This window comes from Aneurinibacillus danicus (genome assembly GCF_007991215.1).
In the GTDB taxonomy this organism is placed as follows: domain Bacteria; phylum Bacillota; class Bacilli; order Aneurinibacillales; family Aneurinibacillaceae; genus Aneurinibacillus; species Aneurinibacillus danicus.
In genome coordinates this window covers 26,727-49,722 of record NZ_BJXX01000085.1, presented here as the reverse complement: position 1 = coordinate 49,722, position 22,996 = coordinate 26,727, and the positions used below count along the sequence as shown (strand labels likewise).

25 protein-coding genes are annotated in these 22,996 nt (G+C 46.8%); 15 read left to right on the top strand and 10 right to left on the bottom strand.

Annotated features, from left to right (window positions below):
* Positions 1-249: 249 nt before the first annotated feature.
* Positions 250-837: a PilZ domain-containing protein gene (locus tag ADA01nite_RS10490; RefSeq protein WP_146809913.1), complete on the top strand. Its 588-nt coding sequence runs from the start codon at positions 250-252 to the stop codon at positions 835-837.
* Here ADA01nite_RS10490 and ADA01nite_RS10485 read toward each other — a convergent pair.
* Positions 829-1,059 (bottom strand): hypothetical protein, encoded by a 231-nt coding sequence (locus ADA01nite_RS10485; protein WP_146809912.1) that lies wholly within the window; start codon positions 1,057-1,059, stop codon positions 829-831. The genes ADA01nite_RS10490 and ADA01nite_RS10485 overlap by 9 nt on opposite strands.
* A gap of 259 nt (positions 1,060-1,318) precedes the next feature.
* Here ADA01nite_RS10485 and ADA01nite_RS10480 point away from each other — a divergent pair, with 259 nt between their 5' ends.
* The 4 genes from ADA01nite_RS10480 (at position 1,319) to ADA01nite_RS10465 (ending at position 5,039) form a co-directional block, all read left to right on the top strand.
* The gene (locus tag ADA01nite_RS10480; RefSeq protein WP_146809911.1) at positions 1,319-1,588 is read left to right on the top strand and encodes a hypothetical protein; all 270 of its coding nucleotides are present in this window, start codon (positions 1,319-1,321) and stop codon (positions 1,586-1,588) included.
* A 263-nt stretch (positions 1,589-1,851) separates the two neighbouring features.
* Complete coding sequence (locus ADA01nite_RS10475; protein WP_146809910.1) at positions 1,852-3,168, top strand: anaerobic C4-dicarboxylate transporter family protein; 1,317 nt, start codon at positions 1,852-1,854, stop codon at positions 3,166-3,168.
* A 40-nt stretch (positions 3,169-3,208) separates the two neighbouring features.
* On the top strand, positions 3,209-4,633 hold the full coding sequence (gene aspA / locus ADA01nite_RS10470; protein ID WP_146809909.1) for an aspartate ammonia-lyase: 1,425 nt from the start codon (positions 3,209-3,211) through the stop codon (positions 4,631-4,633).
* 214 nt (positions 4,634-4,847) lie between these two features.
* Positions 4,848-5,039 (top strand): alpha/beta-type small acid-soluble spore protein, encoded by a 192-nt coding sequence (locus ADA01nite_RS10465; protein WP_146809908.1) that lies wholly within the window; start codon positions 4,848-4,850, stop codon positions 5,037-5,039.
* Positions 5,040-5,144: 105 nt separating this feature from the next.
* Here the strand turns inward: ADA01nite_RS10465 and hemY are convergent, their stop codons facing one another.
* From hemY to ADA01nite_RS10445, 4 genes are all read right to left on the bottom strand, one after another.
* Positions 5,145-6,587, bottom strand: a complete 1,443-nt coding sequence (hemY, locus tag ADA01nite_RS10460) for a protoporphyrinogen oxidase (protein ID WP_146809924.1) — start codon at positions 6,585-6,587, stop codon at positions 5,145-5,147.
* Positions 6,588-6,593: 6 nt separating this feature from the next.
* Positions 6,594-7,529 carry a ferrochelatase gene (gene hemH, locus ADA01nite_RS10455; RefSeq protein ID WP_146809907.1) on the bottom strand — a complete coding sequence of 312 codons (936 nt, stop codon included), beginning with the start codon at positions 7,527-7,529 and terminating at the stop codon, positions 6,594-6,596.
* A gap of 21 nt (positions 7,530-7,550) precedes the next feature.
* Positions 7,551-8,588 (bottom strand): uroporphyrinogen decarboxylase, encoded by a 1,038-nt coding sequence (gene hemE, locus ADA01nite_RS10450; protein ID WP_146809906.1) that lies wholly within the window; start codon positions 8,586-8,588, stop codon positions 7,551-7,553.
* Positions 8,589-8,677: 89 nt separating this feature from the next.
* Positions 8,678-9,460: a M15 family metallopeptidase gene (locus tag ADA01nite_RS10445; protein WP_371863552.1), complete on the bottom strand. Its 783-nt coding sequence runs from the start codon at positions 9,458-9,460 to the stop codon at positions 8,678-8,680.
* 318 nt (positions 9,461-9,778) lie between these two features.
* Between ADA01nite_RS10445 and ADA01nite_RS10440 the strand changes: the two genes are divergently transcribed.
* The 4 genes from ADA01nite_RS10440 (at position 9,779) to ADA01nite_RS10425 (ending at position 12,666) form a co-directional block, all read left to right on the top strand.
* Positions 9,779-10,357, top strand: coding sequence for a pyridoxamine 5'-phosphate oxidase family protein (locus tag ADA01nite_RS10440; protein WP_146809905.1), 579 nt, complete (start codon positions 9,779-9,781; stop codon positions 10,355-10,357).
* 496 nt (positions 10,358-10,853) lie between these two features.
* Positions 10,854-11,399, top strand: a complete 546-nt coding sequence (locus ADA01nite_RS10435; protein WP_146809904.1) for a hypothetical protein — start codon at positions 10,854-10,856, stop codon at positions 11,397-11,399.
* Positions 11,354-12,040, top strand: coding sequence for a transposase (locus tag ADA01nite_RS10430; protein WP_170230222.1), 687 nt, complete (start codon positions 11,354-11,356; stop codon positions 12,038-12,040). The genes ADA01nite_RS10435 and ADA01nite_RS10430 overlap by 46 nt, the downstream gene beginning before the upstream one ends.
* A gap of 335 nt (positions 12,041-12,375) precedes the next feature.
* Positions 12,376-12,666: a hypothetical protein gene (locus tag ADA01nite_RS10425; RefSeq protein WP_146809902.1), complete on the top strand. Its 291-nt coding sequence runs from the start codon at positions 12,376-12,378 to the stop codon at positions 12,664-12,666.
* Between the two features lie 421 nt (positions 12,667-13,087).
* On the opposite strand, the gene ADA01nite_RS10420 is transcribed toward ADA01nite_RS10425, so the two are convergent.
* Entirely contained in the window at positions 13,088-13,801 is a 714-nt protein-coding gene (locus ADA01nite_RS10420) for a 2-phosphosulfolactate phosphatase (protein ID WP_146809901.1), read from the bottom strand.
* A 127-nt stretch (positions 13,802-13,928) separates the two neighbouring features.
* Here ADA01nite_RS10420 and ADA01nite_RS10415 point away from each other — a divergent pair, with 127 nt between their 5' ends.
* Both ADA01nite_RS10415 and ADA01nite_RS10410 read left to right on the top strand, forming a co-directional pair.
* Entirely contained in the window at positions 13,929-14,192 is a 264-nt protein-coding gene (locus ADA01nite_RS10415; RefSeq protein ID WP_146809900.1) for a YqhV family protein, read from the top strand.
* A 15-nt stretch (positions 14,193-14,207) separates the two neighbouring features.
* Positions 14,208-15,431, top strand: a complete 1,224-nt coding sequence (locus ADA01nite_RS10410) for a M14 family metallopeptidase (RefSeq protein ID WP_146809899.1) — start codon at positions 14,208-14,210, stop codon at positions 15,429-15,431.
* On the opposite strand, the gene ADA01nite_RS10405 is transcribed toward ADA01nite_RS10410, so the two are convergent.
* The gene (locus ADA01nite_RS10405) at positions 15,428-16,192 is read right to left on the bottom strand and encodes a TSUP family transporter (RefSeq protein ID WP_146809898.1); all 765 of its coding nucleotides are present in this window, start codon (positions 16,190-16,192) and stop codon (positions 15,428-15,430) included. The two genes, ADA01nite_RS10410 and ADA01nite_RS10405, sit on opposite strands and share 4 nt — an antisense overlap.
* Positions 16,193-16,427: 235 nt before the next feature.
* Between ADA01nite_RS10405 and ADA01nite_RS10400 the strand changes: the two genes are divergently transcribed.
* From ADA01nite_RS10400 to ADA01nite_RS10390, 3 genes are all read left to right on the top strand, one after another.
* Entirely contained in the window at positions 16,428-17,708 is a 1,281-nt protein-coding gene (locus ADA01nite_RS10400; protein WP_146809897.1) for an ArsB/NhaD family transporter, read from the top strand.
* A gap of 198 nt (positions 17,709-17,906) precedes the next feature.
* Positions 17,907-18,644, top strand: coding sequence for an NADPH-dependent oxidoreductase (locus ADA01nite_RS10395; RefSeq protein WP_146809896.1), 738 nt, complete (start codon positions 17,907-17,909; stop codon positions 18,642-18,644).
* Positions 18,645-18,809: 165 nt separating this feature from the next.
* Positions 18,810-19,496: a L,D-transpeptidase family protein gene (locus ADA01nite_RS10390; protein ID WP_246147297.1), complete on the top strand. Its 687-nt coding sequence runs from the start codon at positions 18,810-18,812 to the stop codon at positions 19,494-19,496.
* Positions 19,497-19,539: 43 nt separating this feature from the next.
* Here ADA01nite_RS10390 and ADA01nite_RS10385 read toward each other — a convergent pair whose 3' ends face one another.
* A complete protein-coding gene (locus ADA01nite_RS10385) occupies positions 19,540-20,613 on the bottom strand; it encodes a YkvI family membrane protein (RefSeq protein ID WP_146809895.1) in 1,074 nt (357 codons plus the stop codon).
* 250 nt (positions 20,614-20,863) lie between these two features.
* Here ADA01nite_RS10385 and lepB point away from each other — a divergent pair, with 250 nt between their 5' ends.
* The gene (gene lepB, locus ADA01nite_RS10380) at positions 20,864-21,376 is read left to right on the top strand and encodes a signal peptidase I (protein ID WP_146809894.1); all 513 of its coding nucleotides are present in this window, start codon (positions 20,864-20,866) and stop codon (positions 21,374-21,376) included.
* Positions 21,377-21,525: 149 nt separating this feature from the next.
* Here the strand turns inward: lepB and ADA01nite_RS10375 are convergent, their stop codons facing one another.
* Positions 21,526-22,128: a TVP38/TMEM64 family protein gene (locus ADA01nite_RS10375; RefSeq protein ID WP_146809893.1), complete on the bottom strand. Its 603-nt coding sequence runs from the start codon at positions 22,126-22,128 to the stop codon at positions 21,526-21,528.
* A gap of 4 nt (positions 22,129-22,132) precedes the next feature.
* A complete protein-coding gene (locus ADA01nite_RS10370; RefSeq protein ID WP_146809892.1) occupies positions 22,133-22,852 on the bottom strand; it encodes an alpha/beta hydrolase in 720 nt (239 codons plus the stop codon).
* Between the last annotated feature and the right edge of the window lie 144 nt (positions 22,853-22,996).

Below are 22,996 nucleotides of genomic sequence, written 5' to 3'. Positions count from 1 at the left end.
AAAGATAAAAAGCATTTTAAATGAAATAAAGAAATAAATAAATACGATGTTAGTCTTAGATACAAAAGGTGTAATTCCGGTAGAGTATTACATTCTATGAAAACAATAGGAAATCCTTTTTTGGAATAAAAAGTTCAATATTTCTCTAAATTATTGAAGCTTATTATCCATTCCAAAATTCCTTGTTATTGGGTAAAATTTCACTGAAGTCCTTGCTTTTATTTTTATGCGGTGGATGAGGTGAGACATATGGAGATTGTGCAATTTGAGTATAGGGGGAAATTGGAACTAGGAAGAATGGAGATGGCGGAAGGAGAGCTTCTGTATCTTGAGGTAAAAAATCCAGAAGCGTTTACGGTGGGTGATTTTCTCGTTTTTTTTTATGGGGGCAGGAAGTTTTCTGTAAAAATCGTAAAAAAAAGTGAAAAGTATATTTGCCTGTTTGTCCCTTTATTCGAGACAAATTTTCCGAATAATCGGCGCAGGTGGCCCCGTGTCAAAGTCGAACTGTCGGCGTTTATTAATGACTATTTAAGTGAAAAAGTGTATGAAATCCCTGCAGATTTACGTATTCGTATTATTGATGTAAGTATACAGGGCTTTGGATTTGTCTCACACGATCCTCTGAAAGTAAATCATTCTTATTATATTCTATTTGATGTGCCTGACTTAGCCATTAAAACAAAAACAATTCTTCGGCATGAGAAATTGGCCGATGACGGATACCGGTACGGCTGCGAAATCTTATCGATTACAAAACAGGATTTCACCGCGCTGCGCCGCTATGTGCTGCTGCAGCAGTTGGTCAAGGGCGGGAGCTATTCGCTGTCAGAGTAATTTGAAATGCCGGGAGAACCAGTAATCCTCAAGCACACGCTCAACCCCTGAAGCGACAATGTGCTGGAATCCTTCCTCGTCTGTTGTGAGCCAGTTATTGGCTTCATCTTTAAATACAGGATAAATATGCCCTTTCTTAAATAGCAATGGAGTGGAAGGGATTTCGATGTACCCTTCGGGCATCCTGGCATGAACGTCTCGAATGCATTGCGCAAGTTCCAACAGTCAGTTCCTCCTTACTTTGTCTACTAACCACTTTATGTTAGCAATCTTATTGTATAAAAAATCGTGTAAGAATCGAAGGGAATCCATAGCCGGATTCGCAGAAAATCCACTTTTCTTCGTAAAGCCTATTGTTTGTCGAGATAAAATACCTATAATTAAGGTATAAAGACTTGTTTTTTATATGGTTATTAATTCCTGGAAACTATGAATATAATACTTATATTGTATTGCAAAGAGATGGAAGAGGAGAAACGGGGTGGACATGATGATCTGGGGACCGATTAGTTTGATGGGCTTTTTTTGTACGCTGGTGTTTCTGGGATTTTCGTTACTTTCTCTTCTTTCTGTCTTCACGAAGAAAGGAAGTTTTCTAAACAGCATCGTGGGCGTTTTGTTGTCGGGCATGTTCTTTGCGGTATTTGCCTTTGGTGCCGTAAAAGTGCAGCAGTACAACGAAATGGCCGGAGATAAACCAGGCCCTAATCCGATTGCGATAACACAAACGCAAACTTCCGTAAAAAAATGACCTGCCTGTTTCTATGGGCAGGTTTTTTGTTTTGCTATAAGGATGCCGTATCCGTGATTGGGATAGGGGATAACGAAGTACCTTAATATTACACGGTGCATAATTAGTTTGTGAATAATGTTTAATTGTTTGCTCACCATTTTTTCACATATTGTACGTGCACAGGAAAAAGCCGGAAGTATAATGAAGATGCGGTAAGTAATACACCCTGCTTATGGCATTCATTATATTTTTGATTGTGTTTATACTGTGAGGTGTTTTTTATGTTCTGGCTTGAATTCCTCGTTGTGCTTCTTAGTATTTTTGTTGGTGCGCGTCTTGGAGGAGTGGGCCTTGGAGTTATGGGAGGGGTCGGATTGACCGTGCTGACGTTCGTATTTCATCTACAGCCGACGTCCCCACCGATTGATGTTATGCTGATGATTGTTGCCGTGATTACGGCAGCGGGAGCGTTGCAGGCGGCGGGAGGCATGGACTATCTTGTTCAGGTTGCTGAGAGAATGCTGCGCAAGAATCCGTCCCGTATTACTTTTATGGGACCGATCGTCACCTATCTGTTTACACTGTGTGCGGGCACAGGACATGTGGCATATTCCGTTCTCCCCGTTATCGCCGAGGTGGCGCGTGAATCCGGTGTGCGTCCGGAGAGACCGATGTCCATTGCAGTTATCGCTTCGCAGCAGGCGATTACCGCAAGTCCGATTTCAGCCGCTACGGTAGCGCTCTTAGGTCTTATCGCCGGATATGATATCCAGTTAATTGACATCCTAATCATTAGTATACCCGCTACTTTCCTCGGCTGTATGATTGGCGCCGTGTTTGCCAGTCGGATGGGAAAAGATCTGGATAAAGATCCAGAATATTTAAGTCGGATGGAAGCAGGTCTCGTTCCACCGATGAACCAGCAGCAAGCGCATCAGCAGGTAAGCAAACAGGCTAAGCTATCTGTTTTCCTGTTCCTGGCTGCGGCGTTTGCCGTGGTGCTGCTTGGCACCTTCCCGGACCTTCGTCCGGCATGGGATGCGGGAGGCAAACTGGAGCGGATGGCAATGCCGGTAGCAATTGAAATTGTCATGCTGACAACTGCAGCACTGATTATTCTGTTGTGCAAAGTGAATGTGGATGATGTAGTGAAAGGGAATGTGTTTATTGCCGGTGTACAGGCGGTTGTCGGCATCTTTGGGATTGCCTGGATGGGCGATACATTCTTTGCCGGTAATATGGACTTGCTCAGTGGATCGATTAAGAGTATGGTGACCAGCGTACCTTGGTTGTTCGCTTTCGCGTTGTTCCTGCTGTCGATTCTGCTCTATAGCCAGGCCGCCACCGTTCGTGCGCTTATGCCGCTTGGCATTGCGCTCGGCATTCCGGCTCCATTTCTTATTGCGATGTTTCCGGCCGTAAACGGCTACTTCTTTATCCCGAATTATGGTACGATAATCGCAGCGATTAACTTTGACCGTACGGGTACGACACGCATCGGAAAGTATATTTTAAATCATAGCTTTATGATTCCGGGTCTCGTGTCCACTGCATCCGCTGTGGTCATTGGTTTTCTGCTAATCCAAATTCTTTTCTAACTATGAACCTTATATTACGCTATAGGAGATGTTACCAGATATGAAAGACAAAAATTACCGCATAGAGAAGGATTTCCTTGGTGAAAAAGAGGTGCCGATTCACGCTTATTATGGCGTGCAAACGATGCGGGCGGTGGAAAATTTCCCGATTACGGGTTACCGTATTCACGAGTCGCTCATTGTGGCAATGGCCATGGTAAAAAAAGCGGCCGCGCTCGCCAATATGGAGACCGGGCAGCTTAATCCGCGCCTCGGCAATGCCATTGTCCAGGCGGCGCAAGAAATTATCGACGGCAAGCTGCATGATCAGTTTATCGTTGATCCGATTCAGGGGGGCGCCGGTACATCCATCAACATGAATACGAATGAGGTCATTGCTAACCGCGGTCTTGAAATTATCGGGGAAGCGAAGGGGAATTACTTTCAATTAAGTCCGAATACGCATGTCAACATGGCTCAATCGACGAACGATGCATTCCCGACGGCGATTCATTTAGCGACGCTTTCTATGTTGGAAAAGCTGTTGGCAACCATGCAAGAACTGCATGATACGTTTGCGAAAAAGGCAAAAGAATTTGATCATATTATCAAAATGGGGCGTACTCATCTGCAGGACGCTGTGCCGATTCGTCTCGGTCAGGAATTCGAAGCATATCGCCGTGTATTGGAGCGGGACATGAAGCGCATTAAACAATCCCGCCAGCACCTGTACGAAGTAAACATGGGAGCCACCGCCGTAGGGACAGGCTTAAACGCCGATCCGCGTTACATTAAGAGCGTTGTGAAGCATCTCGCTGAAATCAGCGGCTTCCCCATTGTCGGAGCGGAACATTTGGTGGATGCGACGCAAAATACGGACGCGTATACGGAAGTGTCGGCTGCACTGAAAGTATGTATGATGAATATGTCGAAGGTAGCGAATGATCTGCGCTTGATGGCTTCCGGCCCGCGCGTAGGCCTGGGTGAAATCTCGCTTCCGGCCCGTCAGCCGGGCTCCTCGATTATGCCGGGGAAAGTGAATCCGGTTATGGCCGAGGTTATCAATCAAATCGCATTCCAGGTTATCGGTAACGATCATACGATTTGTCTCGCTTCCGAAGCCGGTCAACTGGAGCTGAATGTAATGGAGCCGGTGCTTGTCTTCAATCTTCTGCAATCGATCAGCATTATGAATAACGGCTTCCGCGTGTTCCGTGAATACTGTGTGGAAGGCATTGTTGCCAATGAAGAGAAGCTAAAAGAATACGTGGACAAAAGTGTGGGTGTTATCACGGCCGTCAATCCGCATCTCGGTTATGAGACAGCGGCACGCATCGCCCGTGAAGCTATTCTTACCGGTAAATCGGTGCGTGAGCTGTGCTTATACTATAATGTGCTAACGGAAGAAGAGCTGGATTTGATTCTTGATCCGTACGAAATGACAGACCCGGGCATTTCCGGTGCATCCCTTTTGTTTAAAGATTAAATACCAATCGCTTTTTAGAGGAGAGTTCCATCGCTCTCCTTTTTTGTTTACACACTCGTCAGATAAAACCATATAGAATTTTTACCATTCCAAAAACCAGGAAAAGGAACAGACATGATACTGTGTCTCTTTTCCCTGCTTGGAAACATGTTCGCTTCATAAAACTTCACCTCCGACACACACTAACAGTACTTCAAGCAGGAGGTGAAGAAGTATGGCACAAGGAAGAAACAAGCTGCTTGTTCCGCAGGCGGGACAACTGCTTGATCAGTATAAATACGAAATTGCAGCCGAATTCGGCGTACAGCTGGGCGCTGACACATATGCCCGCTCTAACGGCTCTGTTGGCGGCGAAATCACAAAGCGCTTGGTGCAAATGTCTCAGCAGCAGCTTAGCGGAAAATAACACATGAAAAAGTCGCATGGATGGGGCGTCCTGTATGACGCCTCTTTACATAAAAACAGTAAGAAAGCGACGGAATAAAGAAATTCGTCGCTTTCGTTATAACAATCATATCGTTTCAGCTACAAGCTCCGGAATGTGCAAGAACTTCAGCACTTTGTTCACGACAGCCTCACCCTGATCGATGCAGTCCGGAAGTCCGGCGCCATGGTACGGAGCACCGGCGAGGAAAATGCCGGGCAGGTGAGCGTTTAGCTCGCTCTCTAATTTATCCATGCGCCGCTGATGGCCGACCACGTACTGAGGCCGGATTTGCTTCCAACGAGTAATACGATAGAACTCGGGCTCCTGATCAATTTTCATGATTTTATTCAGGTCGGTAAGCACCGCTTTAATAATCTTTTCGTCCGATTCATACACAATCTCTTCTTCTCCTGCACGCCCTACAAAACAGCGCAGCAGTACTTTGCCTTTCGGTGTTGTATGAGGCCATTTCTTGTGCACCCATGTACATGCTGTAATGTTATAGTGTGCATTACGGGAGACGATAAAACCGGTTCCGTTGATATCCTGTTGAATGGCCGATTCAGTGAATGCAAGAGCAACGGTTGCCACGGATGTTGTCGGCATCTCTTTGAGCAAGTTGATAAATGGGTAGTCGCATAGCACCTCACGGGTCGTCTGCGCCGGTGTCGTCATAATGATGCTATCGACTGAAATGGTGGTACCGTCAGATAAGCGCAGCGAGTATCCCTCATCAGTCTTGGAAATTTTATCTACTTCCATATTCTTGCGGACACAGGCAGGGTCCAATCTTTGTTCAATTGCCTCTACGAGAGATTGAAGCCCGCCCTTTAGCGTGAGAAACGCGCTTGGCGTTTTTTTATCAGCGGCAGACCTGGGTTGCTTCGGCGTCGTGGACCGCATGCCAAGAATCAGGCTTCGGTACTTTTGCTCTACCTGATAAAACTGCGGGAAAGTAGACATTAGGCTTAAATCGTCAATATTTCCCGCGTACACACCGGACAAAAGGGGTTCAATTAAGTTTTCCACTACTTCGTTACCGAGACGATGGCGGAAAAATTCACCCAGCGAGCGATCTCCGTCTTTTTGTTCTCCGCGCGGCAGTACCAGATCAAGCGCAGCGCGTATCTTTCCGGCTGGCGAGAATAGCGAGGTGGTCACAAACGGTGCCAGCTTGGTTGGAATACCCATGATAGCACCGCCCGGAATTGGATACAGGCGGTCATTATTCAGGATATACGCTTGTCCTGTCTGGTTGCGCACCAGGTCATCCTCAAGCCCTACTTCTTTTACCAGACGAGAAGCGCTTGTTTTGCGCGCCAGGAAAGAATCCGGCCCACGTTCTATAACAAACCCGTTTGTATAATCGGTCTGTACCTGGCCGCCCAGACGGTCGGTTGCTTCCAACAATATATAGTTGATGGGCAGCTTCTGTTCACGAATCGCTTTCTGCAGGTAATACGCGGTTGTCAATCCGGTAATGCCGCCCCCGACAATCGCGACTATAAGGGTTTCTTGCGTGCTCATCATTCATCACTTTCTTTCTTCTAGCTTCTTAAGTACGGCAGATGCGAGTGCTTCAATAAACGTGTCATGCGTATTCGGCATCGGCGGGCGCAGGTAGCGGATGCCTAACTCATCAGCCAAGTTTTTACACTCATAATCATTGTCGTACAGTACTTCAAGATGATCGGATACAAAACCGATCGGACAGAACACCATGGTAGTGTAGCCTTCGCTATGCAGTTCGCGCATTTTGTCCAATATGTCCGGACCGAGCCATGGCTCCGGTGTACGGCCCGCGCTTTGCCAGGCGGTTGTATAATGCGGTACACCGGCCTTCTCGGCAATCATCCGTGCGTTGTCTGCAATCTGGTCCGGATACGGATCATTCATCTGAATAATTTTTTCCGGCAGGCTGTGCGCCGAGAAAATAACAATGGTTTTGTCGAGTTCCGCTTCCGGAATGGCCGCAACAGTTTCTTTCAACTGCTCCGCCCAATAGCGGATGAAGGCAGGCTCTTCATGCCAACTGTCGATGGAATGGATAACAGGACCGCCGAGTTTCCCGCTTTCTTCATGAGCGCGGCTGTTATACGATCTGGCGCTGAATGTCGAGTAGTGGGGGGCCAATACGATACTCACCGCTTCCTTGATGCCGTCCGCGTGCATACGCTTTACACCGTCCTCGATAAACGGCGTAATATGCTTTAGGCCGAGATACGATTTGAATTCATATTCGTCCTGCATACGATTAAGCGCTATTTCAAGCGATTTGGCCTGCTCTTCCGTAATGCGGGCGAGCGGGGAGATGCCTCCGATTTTTTCGTAGCGCTCGGTCAGCTCCTGCAGCAGTTCCGGCGTTGGTCTGCGGCCACGGCGGATATGTGTATAATACGGTTCAATCTCTTCGGTGCTGCGCGGCGTTCCGTATGCCATCACGAGAAGCCCCATTCGTTTTGTCGTCATCCTCATAGCCCCGCTTTTTTATTATTTTCCTGTTGAATATTCGTGAATAAACGCGGTTAAGCGCTGTAGAGTTTCAACTTTCACTTGCGGATACACACCGTGTCCAAGGTTAAAAATGAACCCCGGAGTCTCCATTCCTTGATCCAAAATCTCTTTCACTTTTTGCTTGAGCTGCGGCCAATCAGCGAGCAGAAGACCGGGATCGAGGTTGCCCTGAACCGTCTTGGTGACGCCCTGCTGGCGAGCCGAAGCAATGCTTGTTCTCCAATCGAGTCCGATAACATCAAGCGGCAGCTTGTTCCATTCTTGAAGCAGGTGGCCGGCCCCGACACCGAACATAATCTTCGGTGCTTCCTCTTCTTTAAGAGCGGAGAAAATACGGTTCATAATCGGAGCGACGAATGTCGCATAATCTTGGGCATTTAATGCACCTACCCACGAATCGAATACCTGTACTGCCTGAGCGCCTGCACGGATTTGCGCCTGCAGATAAGCGATCGTCATCTCGCCCAGTTTATCCATTAGCAGATGCCACGTTTCCGGGTTGGAATGCATGAACGCTTTCGTTTTATAGTAATTGCGCGAAGGGCCCCCTTCAATTAAATAGCTGGCCAGCGTGAACGGTGCGCCTGCGAATCCGATAAGCGGGACCGGCAGTTGTTCGCGCAGCAGTTTAATCGTATCGAGAATATACGGCACATCTTCCGTCGGATTAAGCGGTTGCAGTTTCTCGACGTCTTCCCGACAGGTAATTGGATGGTCGATGACCGGGCCGATGCTGGATTTGATTTCAACATTCACACCCATGGCCGGCATCGGCGTCATAATGTCGGCAAATAAAATGGCCGCGTCTACGCCTAACTGCCGGATGGGAAGCATAGTAACTTCCGCGCATACTTCCGGATGGTGCGTAATTTCAAATAGCGAGTATTTCTCGCGAATCTTTCGATATTCAGGCTGGTAGCGGCCTGCTTGTCTCATATACCAAACAGGTACATGGGCATGCGCTTCTCCACGACAGGCTTTTAAAAAATTATCATTAAATGGCTTTGTGCTCATTTTGCCACACCTTTCCTTTCGGTAAACGTAAAAACGATAAAAACCTTCCTATTGTACGATAGCACATCTCTCTTCCAAAAGATAAGGAGTTATTGTGACAAGTACTCTTCGAGCGTGATGCCTTTACGTGTGATTTCTTCTGCGGCTTCCTTGCCCACATAACGTATGTGCCAAGGCTCGTATGAATAGCCTGTCACGGCTTCTTTGCCTTTCGGGTAACGGATGATGAATCCGTGTTTTGCCGCGTTTTTGGCGAGCCATTTGCCTTCCGGCGTGTCACCGAAGTTTTCTTCCAGCGTATAGCCGACGCGTTTGCTCGTAATGTCAATCGCAAGTCCGGTCTGATGTTCGCTCTGTCCGGGATGAGCGCTAACGGTGTTGGCTTTTTCCTCGCTGCCGTATTTTTGCGCAAGACGCTTGAAAATAGCTTCTTGTGTATCGTAGCTGCGATAGGCGGATTGCCCGACAATGTCAATATTGTCCTGCCTGGCTTGGGCGAACAGATTCTCAAGCGCGCGGGCCGCCTCTTTTCGCATAAGCTTTTTCGGGCTTTTGCCTTCAAATGAAAACGGAACATTCGGTTGAACCAGGTCCGGCGGCTCGTACTCCGGCTTGAGATTGCGCTTCTTGTTGACGACGACAAGCGTGTCGAGCATATTGGTTACTTCCATTGCGCCGTCTTTACCCGGAGCGACAGTGGTGGCCAGCGCTGCCCGCACTTTTGGCGAATTGGCGTCCGATTTCTCCTGTTTGGCGGTCTGGCTGGCGCCTGGGCCTCCGGAAGACTGCTGGTTTGCCGGTTCGGACGAGCATCCGACCGTAAGGGATGTCGAGAGCAGAATTGCTGCCAGCCATTTTTTTTGGTGTTTCAAAATGAATAACCTCTTTTCTACTTACTGAGTGATTTGAATATACAGGCATAAAAATGGAGCATACGCCATACGGCGCCATGCTCGTCTCCAAATTTATAGGATAAACGTAATATGATCTTAACATATTTTTCTTTGAGCGTTCAATTTTTTACATAAAATCTATGATTCGCCCCCAAAAAGGTCATGCCCACGAAAAACATACTATATACAGGTGTTAATGACTGATATATACAACTATATATTATGTTTTTTGAGTTATTATTTTTCAATGGAAAAAACTATAATAGAGCTAAGATATCTTACTATGAGGTGATCATAGTGGGAAAACTTTTTTCGGCTATACTTCCAGAGCATGAAAAGTTTATTAAGCAGCAACGAATATTTTTTGTTGGTTCAGCTCCTTTAGATGCAGAGGGTCACGTGAACATTTCCCCGAAGGGATATGATGTATTGCGCATATTTTCACCTACAGAAGTTGCCTACTTAGACCTGACAGGCAGCGGCAATGAAACGAGTGCGCATATTAAAGACAATGGTAGAATCACATTCATGTTTGTTTCTTTTGAAGGTCCTCCGATGATTCTGCGTCTATACGGGATCGGGCGTGTAATACTACCCGATACGGATGAATGGAACGAGTTAACCAAAAATTTTAATCTTTTTCCGGGCGTACGTCAAATTATTAGTGCTACTATACATGCGGTGAAAACTTCATGTGGTTTTAGCGTGCCTTTCTTCTCATATCAGGGTAATCGCGACACTCTTAAGCAATGGGCCAATAAGAAAAGTGAACAAGATCTTACAGCTTATCGTCAGGAGAAAAATTCTATAAGCATGGATGGGATTGTTACTCCGCTAGGTCAAAAAATATCTGAAACCATTCTTTTCGACGAGTGAGCATCCGTTCGGGGTCTGACCCCTACCAGAGAGGGGTTACCCCCGAGGTGATCAGTATCTATAAAATTGGCTCAACACCAAAAAATATGCTTGACCGTTTGACATGTACACAAAGTGCGGTGATGGGAAATGGAGAAGGAATAGGCATGTCACTTCGTTACGCTCTGCTAGGAAGTGTAGGCCGTTCCCTTTCGCTCAATGATCGCTAAAAGCATTCCGTTACCCATCCCAACAACCCTTGTATATATAGCAGTCAAGCATGGTTTATGGTGGAGAAAAATAAAATTCATAAATTTGTAATAATTGAATTTATTGCTAATATATTTAAACTACTTCTTTATAATGTATAATTTTACCATATAATATGTATTAAAAATATAGGTTCAGCAACAATTCATGGGGAACATAGTTCGACATAGTGGACAAAAAAGGAAAATCCAAATCATCATCGTATTGGGTAAGTACCCCTACTTCCCTTTACGAAAGGATGATTTGGATGCTTAACCATTATACCATTGAAGCTGAATCGAAAACAGTTCCTTACCGCATTGTTCATCAAGAAGAAATTCCTTTTGGATACCCGGATGCTCGATTACACCGTCTACTTATATTTACGAACGACGGGACGTATTGTCCGCATTGCAGCACTTGGACAACTACGGTTCATGAATATCATCCGAAAGTGGTAATCTCAGGAACCTATAACGGCACACCCATCTCTGACTATTTCATTCATCGACGATTTCAATGTAATGGCTGCCACCGTACATTCATGGAACGCCTTTCTTGGCTGAAGCCGTATCAGCGACTGACGGAATCAGGAAGAACCGCTTTATTGTACTCCATCAGCGATAGCACCTTTCAAGCAGTTGGCGAAGCCTTTGGGCGCAGCGGACAAAATGTCAAAGTTCATCTCCGCCGTTATGATCAAGCCGCTCAGGCCGTGATGTCGGGGAAAAAACCACGCCTGTTTTTATGGGAATCGACGAAATTAGCTTGGCCAAAGGCAAGGGCAGCTATCGTTTGGTCGTGTACGATCTGACCGTTCCATGGCGTCCTCAGTTATTGCTCATTCACGATACTCGCAAAAAAGAAGACGTGATCTCGATTCTACAAAGTTTTTCCATACCTGAGTGCATCATTGGTATTGCGATTGATATGTGGGAACCTTACAAGACAGCGATTGAGACGGCATTACCACATGTGCTCGTCGTGATCGACGCCTTTCATGTCGTGCAGGCTTCCACCAAAGCCGTAGATGAGGTTCGCAAAAAAGTCCAAGCGAAGGTAAGCAAGGAACAATCGCTTGCATTAAAGCAAGATAAGGATTTGTTCTCAAAGCCCATTGAAGAACTAACGCCAGAAGAAGGGGAACGATTGCAAGCATGGCAACAATCCATGCCAGAATTAGCCCAAGCGATCTCCCTCCACCAAAAGCTTAGAGCCTTGTACCGTTGTCGAGATTACGAAGATGCACTTTCACTTCTGGCCGAATGGGAACGTGAAGTGCTAGCTACTTCCTTAGAGTCATTCCACAAGTTGCTAAAAACAATATGGAATTGGCTTCCAGAAATCATGAACCGTTTTATATGCAAAATCTCCAACGCCAAAACGGAAGGGAAGAATAACCAACTTCGGGCTATGAATAAACAAGGTTTTGGCTATTCTGTTCACTCGTTGTAGGGACGAATGGAGATGAAAGAACAGAAGACAGCACTAACTTGGTGGTGAAAGTACCAAGAGCGCATCCATCAAAAATTAGCCTGACCCACAATTCGACATCCACTTTCTCTTACAGGTGTTTACTGTAACGACTATGTCGAATTTTGTTGGATACCCCGCAAAATGTTACTGAACCCTTTTTATTATTTGATAAATTATTTGGGTTTTATGATATTTTCATTATATTATCAGTGACATTTAATTTTAAATCAAAAATCCATTACTAAAAACAAAACAATATTTTCTTTTTTCGGAAAAAAATTAAAAATAGAGAGAAAATAAAGCGGTGATGAAAAATGCTATCTTTTAAGCCAGGAAATATTCTTTTTGAAGGAAGCGTAGGTGAATGGAAAGCCACTTGGTCTTTTGGTGGATTTATTAATGATAATACTATTACCATTATTTATACAGCGCATCGTTCTGAAATTGCACTAGGTAGAGGCTTAACGTCATTTTCATCAAATTACTTTTACCATATAGAAGTTGGCACAGAAATTCAGCTACCCCAAACTGAAAGAAAAACATATGTTGCAAAATTTATTCCTGAAGAAAACACCATTTACTTGCAAAAAGACCCTGTAAAATAAGCGAAAATTCCCAATAATACTACTTATGGTAAACACGCTAAATATGAGCATCCGTTTGGGGCCTGACCCCTACCCGAGAGGGTTTACCCCCCGAGGCGATCATTCGGCGAATTGACGTCCGATTTCTCCTGTTTGGCGGTCTGGCTGACGTCTGGGCCTCCGGAAGACTGCTGGTTTGCCGGTTCGGACGAGCATCCGACCGTAAGGGATGTCGAGAGCAGAATTGCTGCCAGCCATTTTTTTTGGTGTTTCAAAATGAATAACCTCTTTTCTACTTACTGAGTGATTTGAATATACAGGCATAAAAATGGAGCATACGCCATACGGCGCCATGCTCGTCTCCAAATTTATAGGATAAACGTAATATGATCTTAACATATTTTTCTTTGAGCGTTCAATTTTTTACATAAAATATGTGAAACTATATGGTAGCTTTGGTAAGGTATTTATTTACAAGGGTCGGTACAATATCGAATTCGTTGAGTTGGCCGCAATAAAGCACATCTTCCTCTCCATGCTGCTGGGCAAGGCGTTTTCCTGTTGCGGTCTTAAGCAGAAGCCCGGGAAGCGCGCCGCCAAGCTGTAAATAGCTTGCTTCAAGTGCTATGCCTAGATCGCATACTTTGCTTGAGGGAAGAAGCTGACGGGCTCGATGCACCATCAGCCCGGCGGCCAATCCGTCTTCAAGCGCGAATTCATGGCGCGTACCCGCACAATACAGCGTGATGTCTAATTGTCGCTTGATGGCTTCCCGAATGCAGGCCTCTGCGTTAAGGAAGCATCCGACAAATACATGTGCGGCACGTGCCGCCTTACTGATGGCGATGGTTCCGTCAGTGGTTGTTAGCACAAGCTGTTTACCGGGCTGCTTAAAAGCGCGGAATGCGGTAGGGGAATTGCTGTATTCAAATTCTGCCACTTTTTTTCCGTGCCTTTCCCCGGCACAGATGACCCCTTCTGTGCGCAGTCCTTGCGCCTGCCCAATCGTTTCAACGGGAAGAACGGAGGTGAAGCCTGCCCCCAGCGCAGCCACAATTGTGCTTGCTGCTTTCAGTACATCGATGACAACGACTGTTCGCCCCACAATTTGCTCCTGCCGGATCTCTTCGATTGTCTGCACGATTTCAATCCTCATGGTTCTCTCTTCCTCTTTCCCTTCGGTTTTATGTGTTTATAGTATGCCGGATAAAATATGGGCGTTCCCTTCCCCGGATATATTCCATGTTGTACATGCATACGTTGAAAAGAGGGGAGGGATACGCATGCTTGAAAAAGCGATTATCGGTATGGCGTCATTGCGTCTAATCTCAGGTTCGCTTGAAATTTTGGCCGCACTGTTAATCATTAAATTCAACGAAGTGGAGAAGGCGCTGCTCATCAATTCTAGCCTGGTGCTAGTCGGACCTCCGGTGCTTTTGCTGACGACCACTATCGGGTTAATGGGGATGGCGGACCGGATTAGCTTCGCAAAGGTCTTATGGATTCTTATTGGTATGGTCTGTATTTTAATCGGGGTTCGCAAATAGGGAGGAGGTACATGTATGCGTTATGTAGTGCAAAAAGGGGATACGGTGCTAAAAATAGCGAATCGTTTTGGTATTGGCGTGACAGCCCTGCTCAGCGCTAATCCGGCGCTTATGCGGCGCACGTATCTAATTCCCGGCCAGGTGGTGACAGTGCCTGAAGCGGTTGTCTCCTATGAAATACAGTCCGGTGATACTCTTTATTGTATTGCGAAGAACTTCGGTGTAGCACCGCAGGATTTACAGGAAGCAAACCCGTCGCTTAAAAGTCTTGCGCCGGAAGCGGAACTTATATCAGGTACGGTGCTGGTGATTCCTCACGTTCACACAGAACGTATTGTGGATACAGATGCAGAGTACACACCGTATGATCTTACCCGGAACGCAGCCATGCTGAAAGGACGGTATCCGTTTCTGCAGATCCGAACAATCGGGCATTCTGTTATGGGGAAACCTTTGTATGCTATTCGGTTGGGACAGGGGCCAAAAGAGGCGTTTTACAGCGGTGCATGGCATGCCAATGAGTGGATTACGGCGTCCGTACTTATGAAATTTGTGGAAGACATGGCACGTGCCTATGCGCAAAAAGAGACGCTACGCGGGTACGATATTGAGGAGTGGTGGCACCGGTTTAGCGTATGGGTGATGCCGATGGTAAACCCGGACGGGGTAGAGCTGTCATTGCTTGGAATTGAATGTTCGCACCCATACTATCAGGAAGTGATGGCAATCAACAACGGAACGCACAATTTTACAGGATGGACAGCTAACATTCGCGGTGTTGACTTGAACCATCAGTGGCCGGCATTGTGGGAGGAAGAGGCAAAAACAAGCCCGAAGGCACCTGCTCCCCGCCATTATGGCGGCCGGCATCCGTTGTCTGAGCCGGAAGCGCAGGCGGTTTACGAATTTACAAACGAGCGGAATTTTCTTGGAGTACTGGCGTACCATGCACAAGGACAGGAAATTTTCTGGGGTTTTCAACATATGGAGCCCAAGGGCAGCGAGGAAATTGTCCGCAGGATGCAGACGGTAAGTACGTATACACCCATACATACGGCGGACAGTTTCGCAGGCTATAAAGATTGGTTCATTCAGCAGTACCGCCGTCCGGGGTATACGATTGAAGTGGGGATAGGCGTCAATCCGGTACCGCTCGCACAGTTTGATATGATTTATAATCAGAATCAGCCTATTCTGCTGGAAGCTCCGTTATTATTTGAGCAGTACATGCATTTTTAGTGCAGCATATCCCAGAGCTGTTTGCCGATCAACAGGGCGGTCACGCTGATAAACAGAGGTTTTACGTAGCTGGCCCCTTTGCGGATGGCGATCCGTGAACCGAGGATAGCGCCCGCGATCATGGCGATGCCCATTAGGATGCCGTATTCATAATTCACCGATCCGAGAGCTGCAAACATAGCCAGCCCGGCGATATTACTTGCGAAATTAAGCACTTTCGCATTGCCCGCCGATCCGACGAAATCAAATCCCATCAGCAAAAAAGCGAATAAAAGGAACGAGCCTGTGCCGGGTCCGAAAAATCCGTCATAAAACCCGATAACAAGCGCTGTCATAACCGCGAAGAACACAATACGCTTGGTTACGCCTTTGTAGGTAGACTCGCTGCCCCAATTTTTCTTTATGAGTGTATAAATCGTCACCAGAATTAACAGAACGACAACGAGCGGCTTAAGGAATTCGGGTGGAATCTTCGTTACCGTATATGCGCCCGCCGCAGATCCGATAAGTGAAAGCGGGAACAGCCACGCTACCATTCGGACATTCACTTTGCCCGAACGGATAAATGAAATTGTGCTCGTGCACGAAGACATCGTGCTTGCCAGCTTGTTGGTTCCGAGCACGACCGTAGACGGAAGCCCCGTTAACAGCAGCGCCGGAATCGAAATCAAGCCTCCGCCGCCGACGACCGAATCGATAAATGATGCGAGAAAGCCGGCCGCCATAAGAAACAGCAGCATCTCTATACTGATTTGCTCCATATTATCCCTCCGACAATGATAAAAAATAAAAGCCTATTTTCTACTATACTATAATTTGCGAACAAAATATGAAAAAAGCTTCGGCCGAGAACATTCGTTAGACAATATAGACTGTTCTTTTTTTTTGCAATCATAACGCTTTTGTAAAATAAACGCATTTATTCCGGGCTTTATATAGAGTATAATAAGTACCTGGTTATAATATAAGGTTTTCATCGGGGTTTAGGAGGGACATATGGAACAGCAAGCGATTTACGCCATCGTTATTTTCTTACTTACGTATGCGCTCATCATCTCGGAAAAAATCCACCGTACCGTTGTGGCAATGCTCGGTGCGGCGCTGATGATTGTATTCGGAATTGTCGATCAGGAAACGGCCCTGCATCATGTCGACTTCAATACGCTGGGACTGCTGACAGGCATGATGATCATTGTAACGATTACTGCGCAGACCGGCCTTTTTAAGTATATAGCGATTTGGGCGGCCAAGAAAGCAAAGGGGGATCCGGTGCGCATTCTTGTAGCGCTAGGACTCATTACCGCTACGGCGTCCGCTTTCCTTGACAATGTTACAACGGTTCTCTTGATGGTACCGGTAACATTCAGTATTACGCGCCAATTGCGTGTATCGCCCCTGCCGTATTTGCTGACGCAGGTATTTACGTCCAATATCGGAGGTACGGCTACATTAATTGGTGATCCGCCGAACATTATGATTGGAAGCGCAGTCAAAGAATTAACGTTCGCCGCTTTTATTATTAATCTTACACCGGTTGTCATTGTTATTTTGCTGGTTACCGTTGGCATTCTCGCCGTCTGGTACCGCAAGCAGTTAAAGACGACACCGGAACTGAAGCAAGAATTGATGCATATGAGTGCGGAAGACGAGCTTTCCGACCCGACGCTGTTGAAGAAGTGTCTGGTAATTTTGGCGCTGACCATTGGTGGGTTCTTCGCCCATCAGGCGTTGCATATTGAGTCGGCGACCGTGGCGCTGACGGGGGCTTTCCTGCTGTTGCTTATTACAGGTGAGCATTATCTTGAAGAAGCGTTGACCCGCGTGGAGTGGACAACAATCTTTTTCTTTGTCGGTTTGTTCGTGCTGGTATCAGGATTGGTGGAAACGGGCGTTATCGCCAAGCTTGCGCAACAGGCTATTGAGTTGACGGACGGCGATGTAACAGCAACAGCCATGTTAATCCTTTGGATGAGCGCTATCGCGTCTGCGTTTGTTGATAATATTCCGTTCGTTGCGACGATGATTCCGATGATTCAGGAGATGGGCAAGATCGGCATTTCTGACTTAGAACCGCTCTGGTGGTCCCTGGCGCTTGGCGCATGTCTGGGCGGTAACGGTACGCTAATCGGTGCAAGCGCGAATGTCATCGTGGCAGGGATGGCGGCGAAAGAAGGTCATCATATTTCGTTTGTTACATTTATGATGGTGGGCTTTCCGCTGATGATTTTGTCCATTATCATTTCGACGGTTTATGTTTACCTGCGTTATCTAATGTAGAACCAAAAGTGGAAGGATTGGCAGTTTTATGAATAGAATTTTATCTAATATGGAATGGGTATAATAGGGACGGCGCCTGCGAAAGAGTTTGCAGGCGCCATTTTTAATCGGTTACAAAAAGTTCGCACCTTGACTAATGTAAGTTGTGTTATTTAGTATGGTTTTATACATTGCAAGAGGAAAGGAAGGCGAGGCAGTATGAATGACGTACTAAAAGTGATGACCAATCATCGTTCCATTCGTAGCTATACAAACGAACCGGTGAACGATGAACAGTTGAACGCCATTATGGATGCAGTGCAGGCTGCGCCCACTTCCATTAACGGACAGCATGTAACGGTCATCTGCGTGAAAGACCCGGTTAAGAAAAAGAAGATTGCCGAATTGGTCGGCAATCAGGCGTGGGTTGATCAGGCGCCTGTATTCCTGCTGTTCTGCGCTGATTTTTACCGCGCAAAGATTGCAGCAGAATTAAACGGCGAAGAATTAGTGATAACAGACAGCGTTGAATCTATCATCGTAGGGGCGTCCGATGTCGGCATTGCGATGAGCAATGCGATTACCGCAGCCGAGTCGATGGGACTTGGCATCGTGCCGATCGGCGGCGCGCGCCGAAATCCGCAGGAGCTTATAGAGTTACTGGATATTCCGGAGTATGTGTTTCCGGTGGCCGGATTGGTGGTCGGGCATCCGGCAGATCCGTCCGCTTTGAAACCGCGTCTGCCGCGTGAAGCCGTATACCATCATGAAGCGTATAATCGGGACCTGCGCGGCTTAATTGAGAAGTATGACAAACAGATGGCAGATTATATGAGAGAGCGGACCGGCGGCCAGGAATCACGCAACTGGTCACAAACTGTTTCTTCCTTCTATAAGCAAATCTATTATCCGAAAGTACGTCCGATGCTGGATAAGCAAGGCTTTGATTATAAATAAAAACGGTCCCATAAAAAGACAGCTGATTCGATTACGAATCAACTGTGTCTCTTTTATTCTTCAAAATCCAGGTTTATTTTTCTTTGCCCCCCTTCTATCAAAAACATACTATATACAAAGTTTGTTGTTTTGATTTTTTGTGTGAAAAGAAGGGGGCAGGATGTTATGCAAGCAAAGAACGATTGCATGGAAGAAAATAGACGAAGTGAAGAGAGGCCCATCGAGCATTTTGCCGTTTCTTCCGGACCCGATAAAGAAGTAAAGCAGATTATCGTGGTGACAACGCCCGATTGGAAAAGCCGCCAGGCTCGTCTTCAGGCCTTTGAGAAAGCAGGCGGAAAATGGCTGTCGGCGTTTTCGCCGATGCCTGCCGTGGTAGGGAAGAATGGATTTGCGCTGCCGGAGGATAAAAAAGAGGGCGACTACAAGTCACCCGCCGGGATTTATAAAATCGGCACCGCATTCGGCACGGCAGTAAAGCCCGGAGGCGTAACGCTGCCATACCGCCCGGTTACGCGCCAAGACTATTGGGTGGACGACAAGACATCCCCGGATTACAATACATGGGTGCATTACGGCGGTGATCCTAAAAAAAGGTGGAAATCCTTTGAGCGTCTGGCTATTCCTCTTTATAAATACGCTCTTGTTATCCGATATAATGATAATCCGGTCGTTCCCGGCAAGGGGAGCGCGATTTTTATGCATATCTGGCGCAGCCCGCAAAGTTATACGGCCGGATGCGTCGCATTGTCCGAGTCAAATCTGCTGGCCGTGCTGAGATGGTTGGATCCGAAGAAAGAGCCTGTTATTGTACAGGGTCCGGCTGCCTATCTGGCTTCGTATATCAAATAGAGAGAAAAATGCGAGAGGTTGTATGAGCCTCTCGCATTTTTGTTTATCCTGACGGTTTGTGTTTAGTAAGAAAAATCATGAGCAGTGTTCCTGCTCCGAGATAGCTAAACAGCGGATAAAGGTGGTGTACAAGTGTAGAAAAACCAAATTGACTGATGATATAGCAGACCATCAGCAGTCCGACGATAATGAAACGGGAGTCTACCTGAAAGGAAGGAAAAACCTGCAATTGTCGCGTTAAGCCGAATACGTTGCCGACCAATGTCGTGAAAATTTCTCCCAGAATAATAAGGCTGAACATCCATTGCACAAATGGACCCAGCAAAGAGACAATCATGGCCATTGGCACCTCTGCCCGCAGGGCATCAGCACTGTGGACGAGCAGCACATAATTGCTGAGCAGAAGCAGGATGCCAAGCCCGATACCGCCTACCACGCTTCCTCCTATCAAAACCCGGCGATCCTGCATTTCGCTGCCCAACGGCACAAGCACGGCCAGCGCGAGCGAGAGGTTAAATGCAACATAGAGGAAGGGGGAGAGTGCCCAGCCTGCTGCGTTGATAGAGCCGTTGAACGGAGGAAAATCCATACCATTCATTATAAATGTGCGTATGCCAATCAATACGGTAAAACCGAGCATAAGAGGAACGACCAATGTATTGACAGTCATAATGGCGTGCATGCCGCGCGAGGTAATAAAGTAGACGAGCAAAGCTGTCGCGATGACGCCGGCCTGGTAAAATCCCCCGAGTTGCTGTGCGAACAAGGCTCCGCTCCCTGCCAGCATCACACCGGTCGTACAGAGCAGTGTAAGCAGTGTGAACGTGTTAATCCAGAAACCGGCTCGGCTGCCGAATACATACTGGTTAAACTGGTGATAAGAAGACGCGCCAATGCTGTGGGCGAGCAGCATGATTTTAGCTCCTGCGAGGATAAACAGCAGTACGCTAACCGCGATAATCAGCACGCTTTTGCTGCCGTAACGGGTGACGAACTGAAAGATTTCCTGCCCGCTCGCGAATCCGGCGCCAACAATCGTTCCAATATACGTAAACCCCACCTGCAGGATTGCCTTCCACCGGGCCAGGGTATAATGTTTCGTCTTCGTGCTTCTCACCTCTCTTCTGTGAAAATTATGAGGAAAGAAGATTCAAAGAAGAAAAAAGAATCCTCTTTTTTCCACGTTGAAATCTTCTCACCCTTCTTTCCTTATCTCTTCTTTGCTATTGTATGAGATTGTCCACCCCGGTAGACTGGCCCTGTGCAGATTAAAAAATCTCGTTACTTTGTTCTTGCTTTGTTTTACAATAAAGAGAAATAGAGCAGGCATTGCTCGATTTTAGGAGAAAGCAGGAGGACACAAACGAATGATAAAGTGGATAAAAGAATGGGTGCCCGTAATTCTGTTGGCAATCGTGTTAAGTATGACCATTCGTACATATATCGGGGAAGCTGTCGTTGTACCGAGCGGATCTATGCTGCCGACAATTCACATTAATGACAGGCTGGCGGTCGACAAGATGACCGGCCCGAATGATTTGCAGCGAGGCGACATTGTTGTGTTTTATCCGCCGCTGCCTGACAAGAAAGATGAACGTTTCATCAAGCGGCTAATCGGCATCGGCGGTGATACGATCGAGATAAAAGACGGGGCGCTATACCGCAATGGAAAAAAGGTGGATGAGCCATATATCAAGGAGCCGATGAAGTATGACTTTGGCCCTGTTACCGTACCTAAAGGAAAATTTTTCTTCCTTGGAGACAATCGGAATGAAAGCTATGACTCTCATCTATGGCCGGATCCGTTTGTAGACGCAAGCGCCATCGAAGGCAAAGCTCGTTTCCGCTTTTATCCTTTTACCGACATGCAGCCCATGTAATGAAAAACGAGGTAGTACGGCAAGCGGGCTGAACAGGCTGTGATCAACAAATAGATAACGTTGTAGATGAAGTGAAGTTTGGGGGCGCGGATTTCAATACAAGGAAAAGTGGTAAGCCTTATTTGAAGGCTTACCACTTTTGCACGTTTTTACCCTTCTTTGATTGTGGTAAGACGCGCTTCGACTTTCTTACCAATGAGCCAGAGCCCAAAAATGGCGAGAGCCACCAGCAATAGCTTCCACGGATGATCGATGAACGACATGACATCATGACCAATAAAAGCGACGACAAAAATCATAATCGCTTTACCAAGCATGATAGCGGAGACAAAATGGCTAATTGGAATATTTGAAAGACCGGCTACCACGTTTACAAGTGACGACGGTGTAAACGGGAAGCAGGAGAACAGAAAAATGGCGCTGAAGCCATGCCGGTTCATCCAATTCATCGCCTCATTCACCTTCGGGTGACGGGTAAGAAAGTTCAGGAAGCGGTGCTGTCCGAGCTTGCGGCAAATGGAGAATACGAGAACCGCGCCCAGACATGCGCCAATCCACGAATACAGAAATCCGAGCCACAGGCCGTATGCGGCGGCATTGCCTGCAACAATGGCCACCAGCGGCAGCGGCGGGAAGAACGATTCGATAAACGTCATGAAAATTCCCGGCAGCGGCCCGAATGATTCGTATTTGGCGAGCAGCGCCAATAAGTTTTCTTCAGAAAAATAGGCTTTTAACTCTGTCCAATTCATACTTTCATTTTACCCCAAAAAAGAAGGAAAGTGCACTAGGAAGTTGGCTTTGCCAGAAGCCCCAATCATGCCCACCTTCTTTTTCGACGTATGTGACAGAAGCGCCGCGCTGTTCGAGCACTTGTTTCATGTCACGGTTGTAACTAAGGAAATCAACTGTTTGACTGCCGACCGGGACCGCTGTTTCCTGAAGGCCGATAAGCATATAGATAGTTAAGTGCGAAAGTTTCGGCCTGCGCAGTACGCCTTTCATTACATCAGGGTAGAAAGCGCCCGATAATGACAGCACTTTACTAAACAAATCCGGCCTGTCCAATGCAAGGTCCAGGCTAACCGTACCGCCGAGCGAGTCGCCAATCAGTATGCGATCGTTTACGGCAAATTCTTTTTCGACAGCCGGGAGCAGTTCCTCAACAAAGAAGGATTTATAAATATCGTTTCGGCTGCGCCCGGTACCGTATTCTTCCGTCCGGTTTTCTTTTGAAACTGTAACAGCGACAATGATGAAAGGAAACAGTTTGCCGTTTAAAATCATTTCCTGAGCGACTGTGGCCCCGCGTCCGAAGTTGAGGAATTGCTCTCCGTCCTGCGCGTACAGTGCCGGATAAGCGCGTGAAGAATCATAGTCCGGCGGCAGATATACTTTGTAAGAGCGTGTTTCTTTTAGATAGGAGCTTTCAAGCTCGCGGCGCACGATGGTCCGCTTGCGCAGTTTCTCGTCCATTTGAATCAATCCTCCGTGTTTTTTATATGTATGGGTGAAAAAAATTGGACATGATAATGAGGAAGTGCTATACTCATCGCGAATCCAAAAACGTGAAACTGTACTTGTTGTGCAACAAGAGGTGTTTCATTGGGATATTGTTCT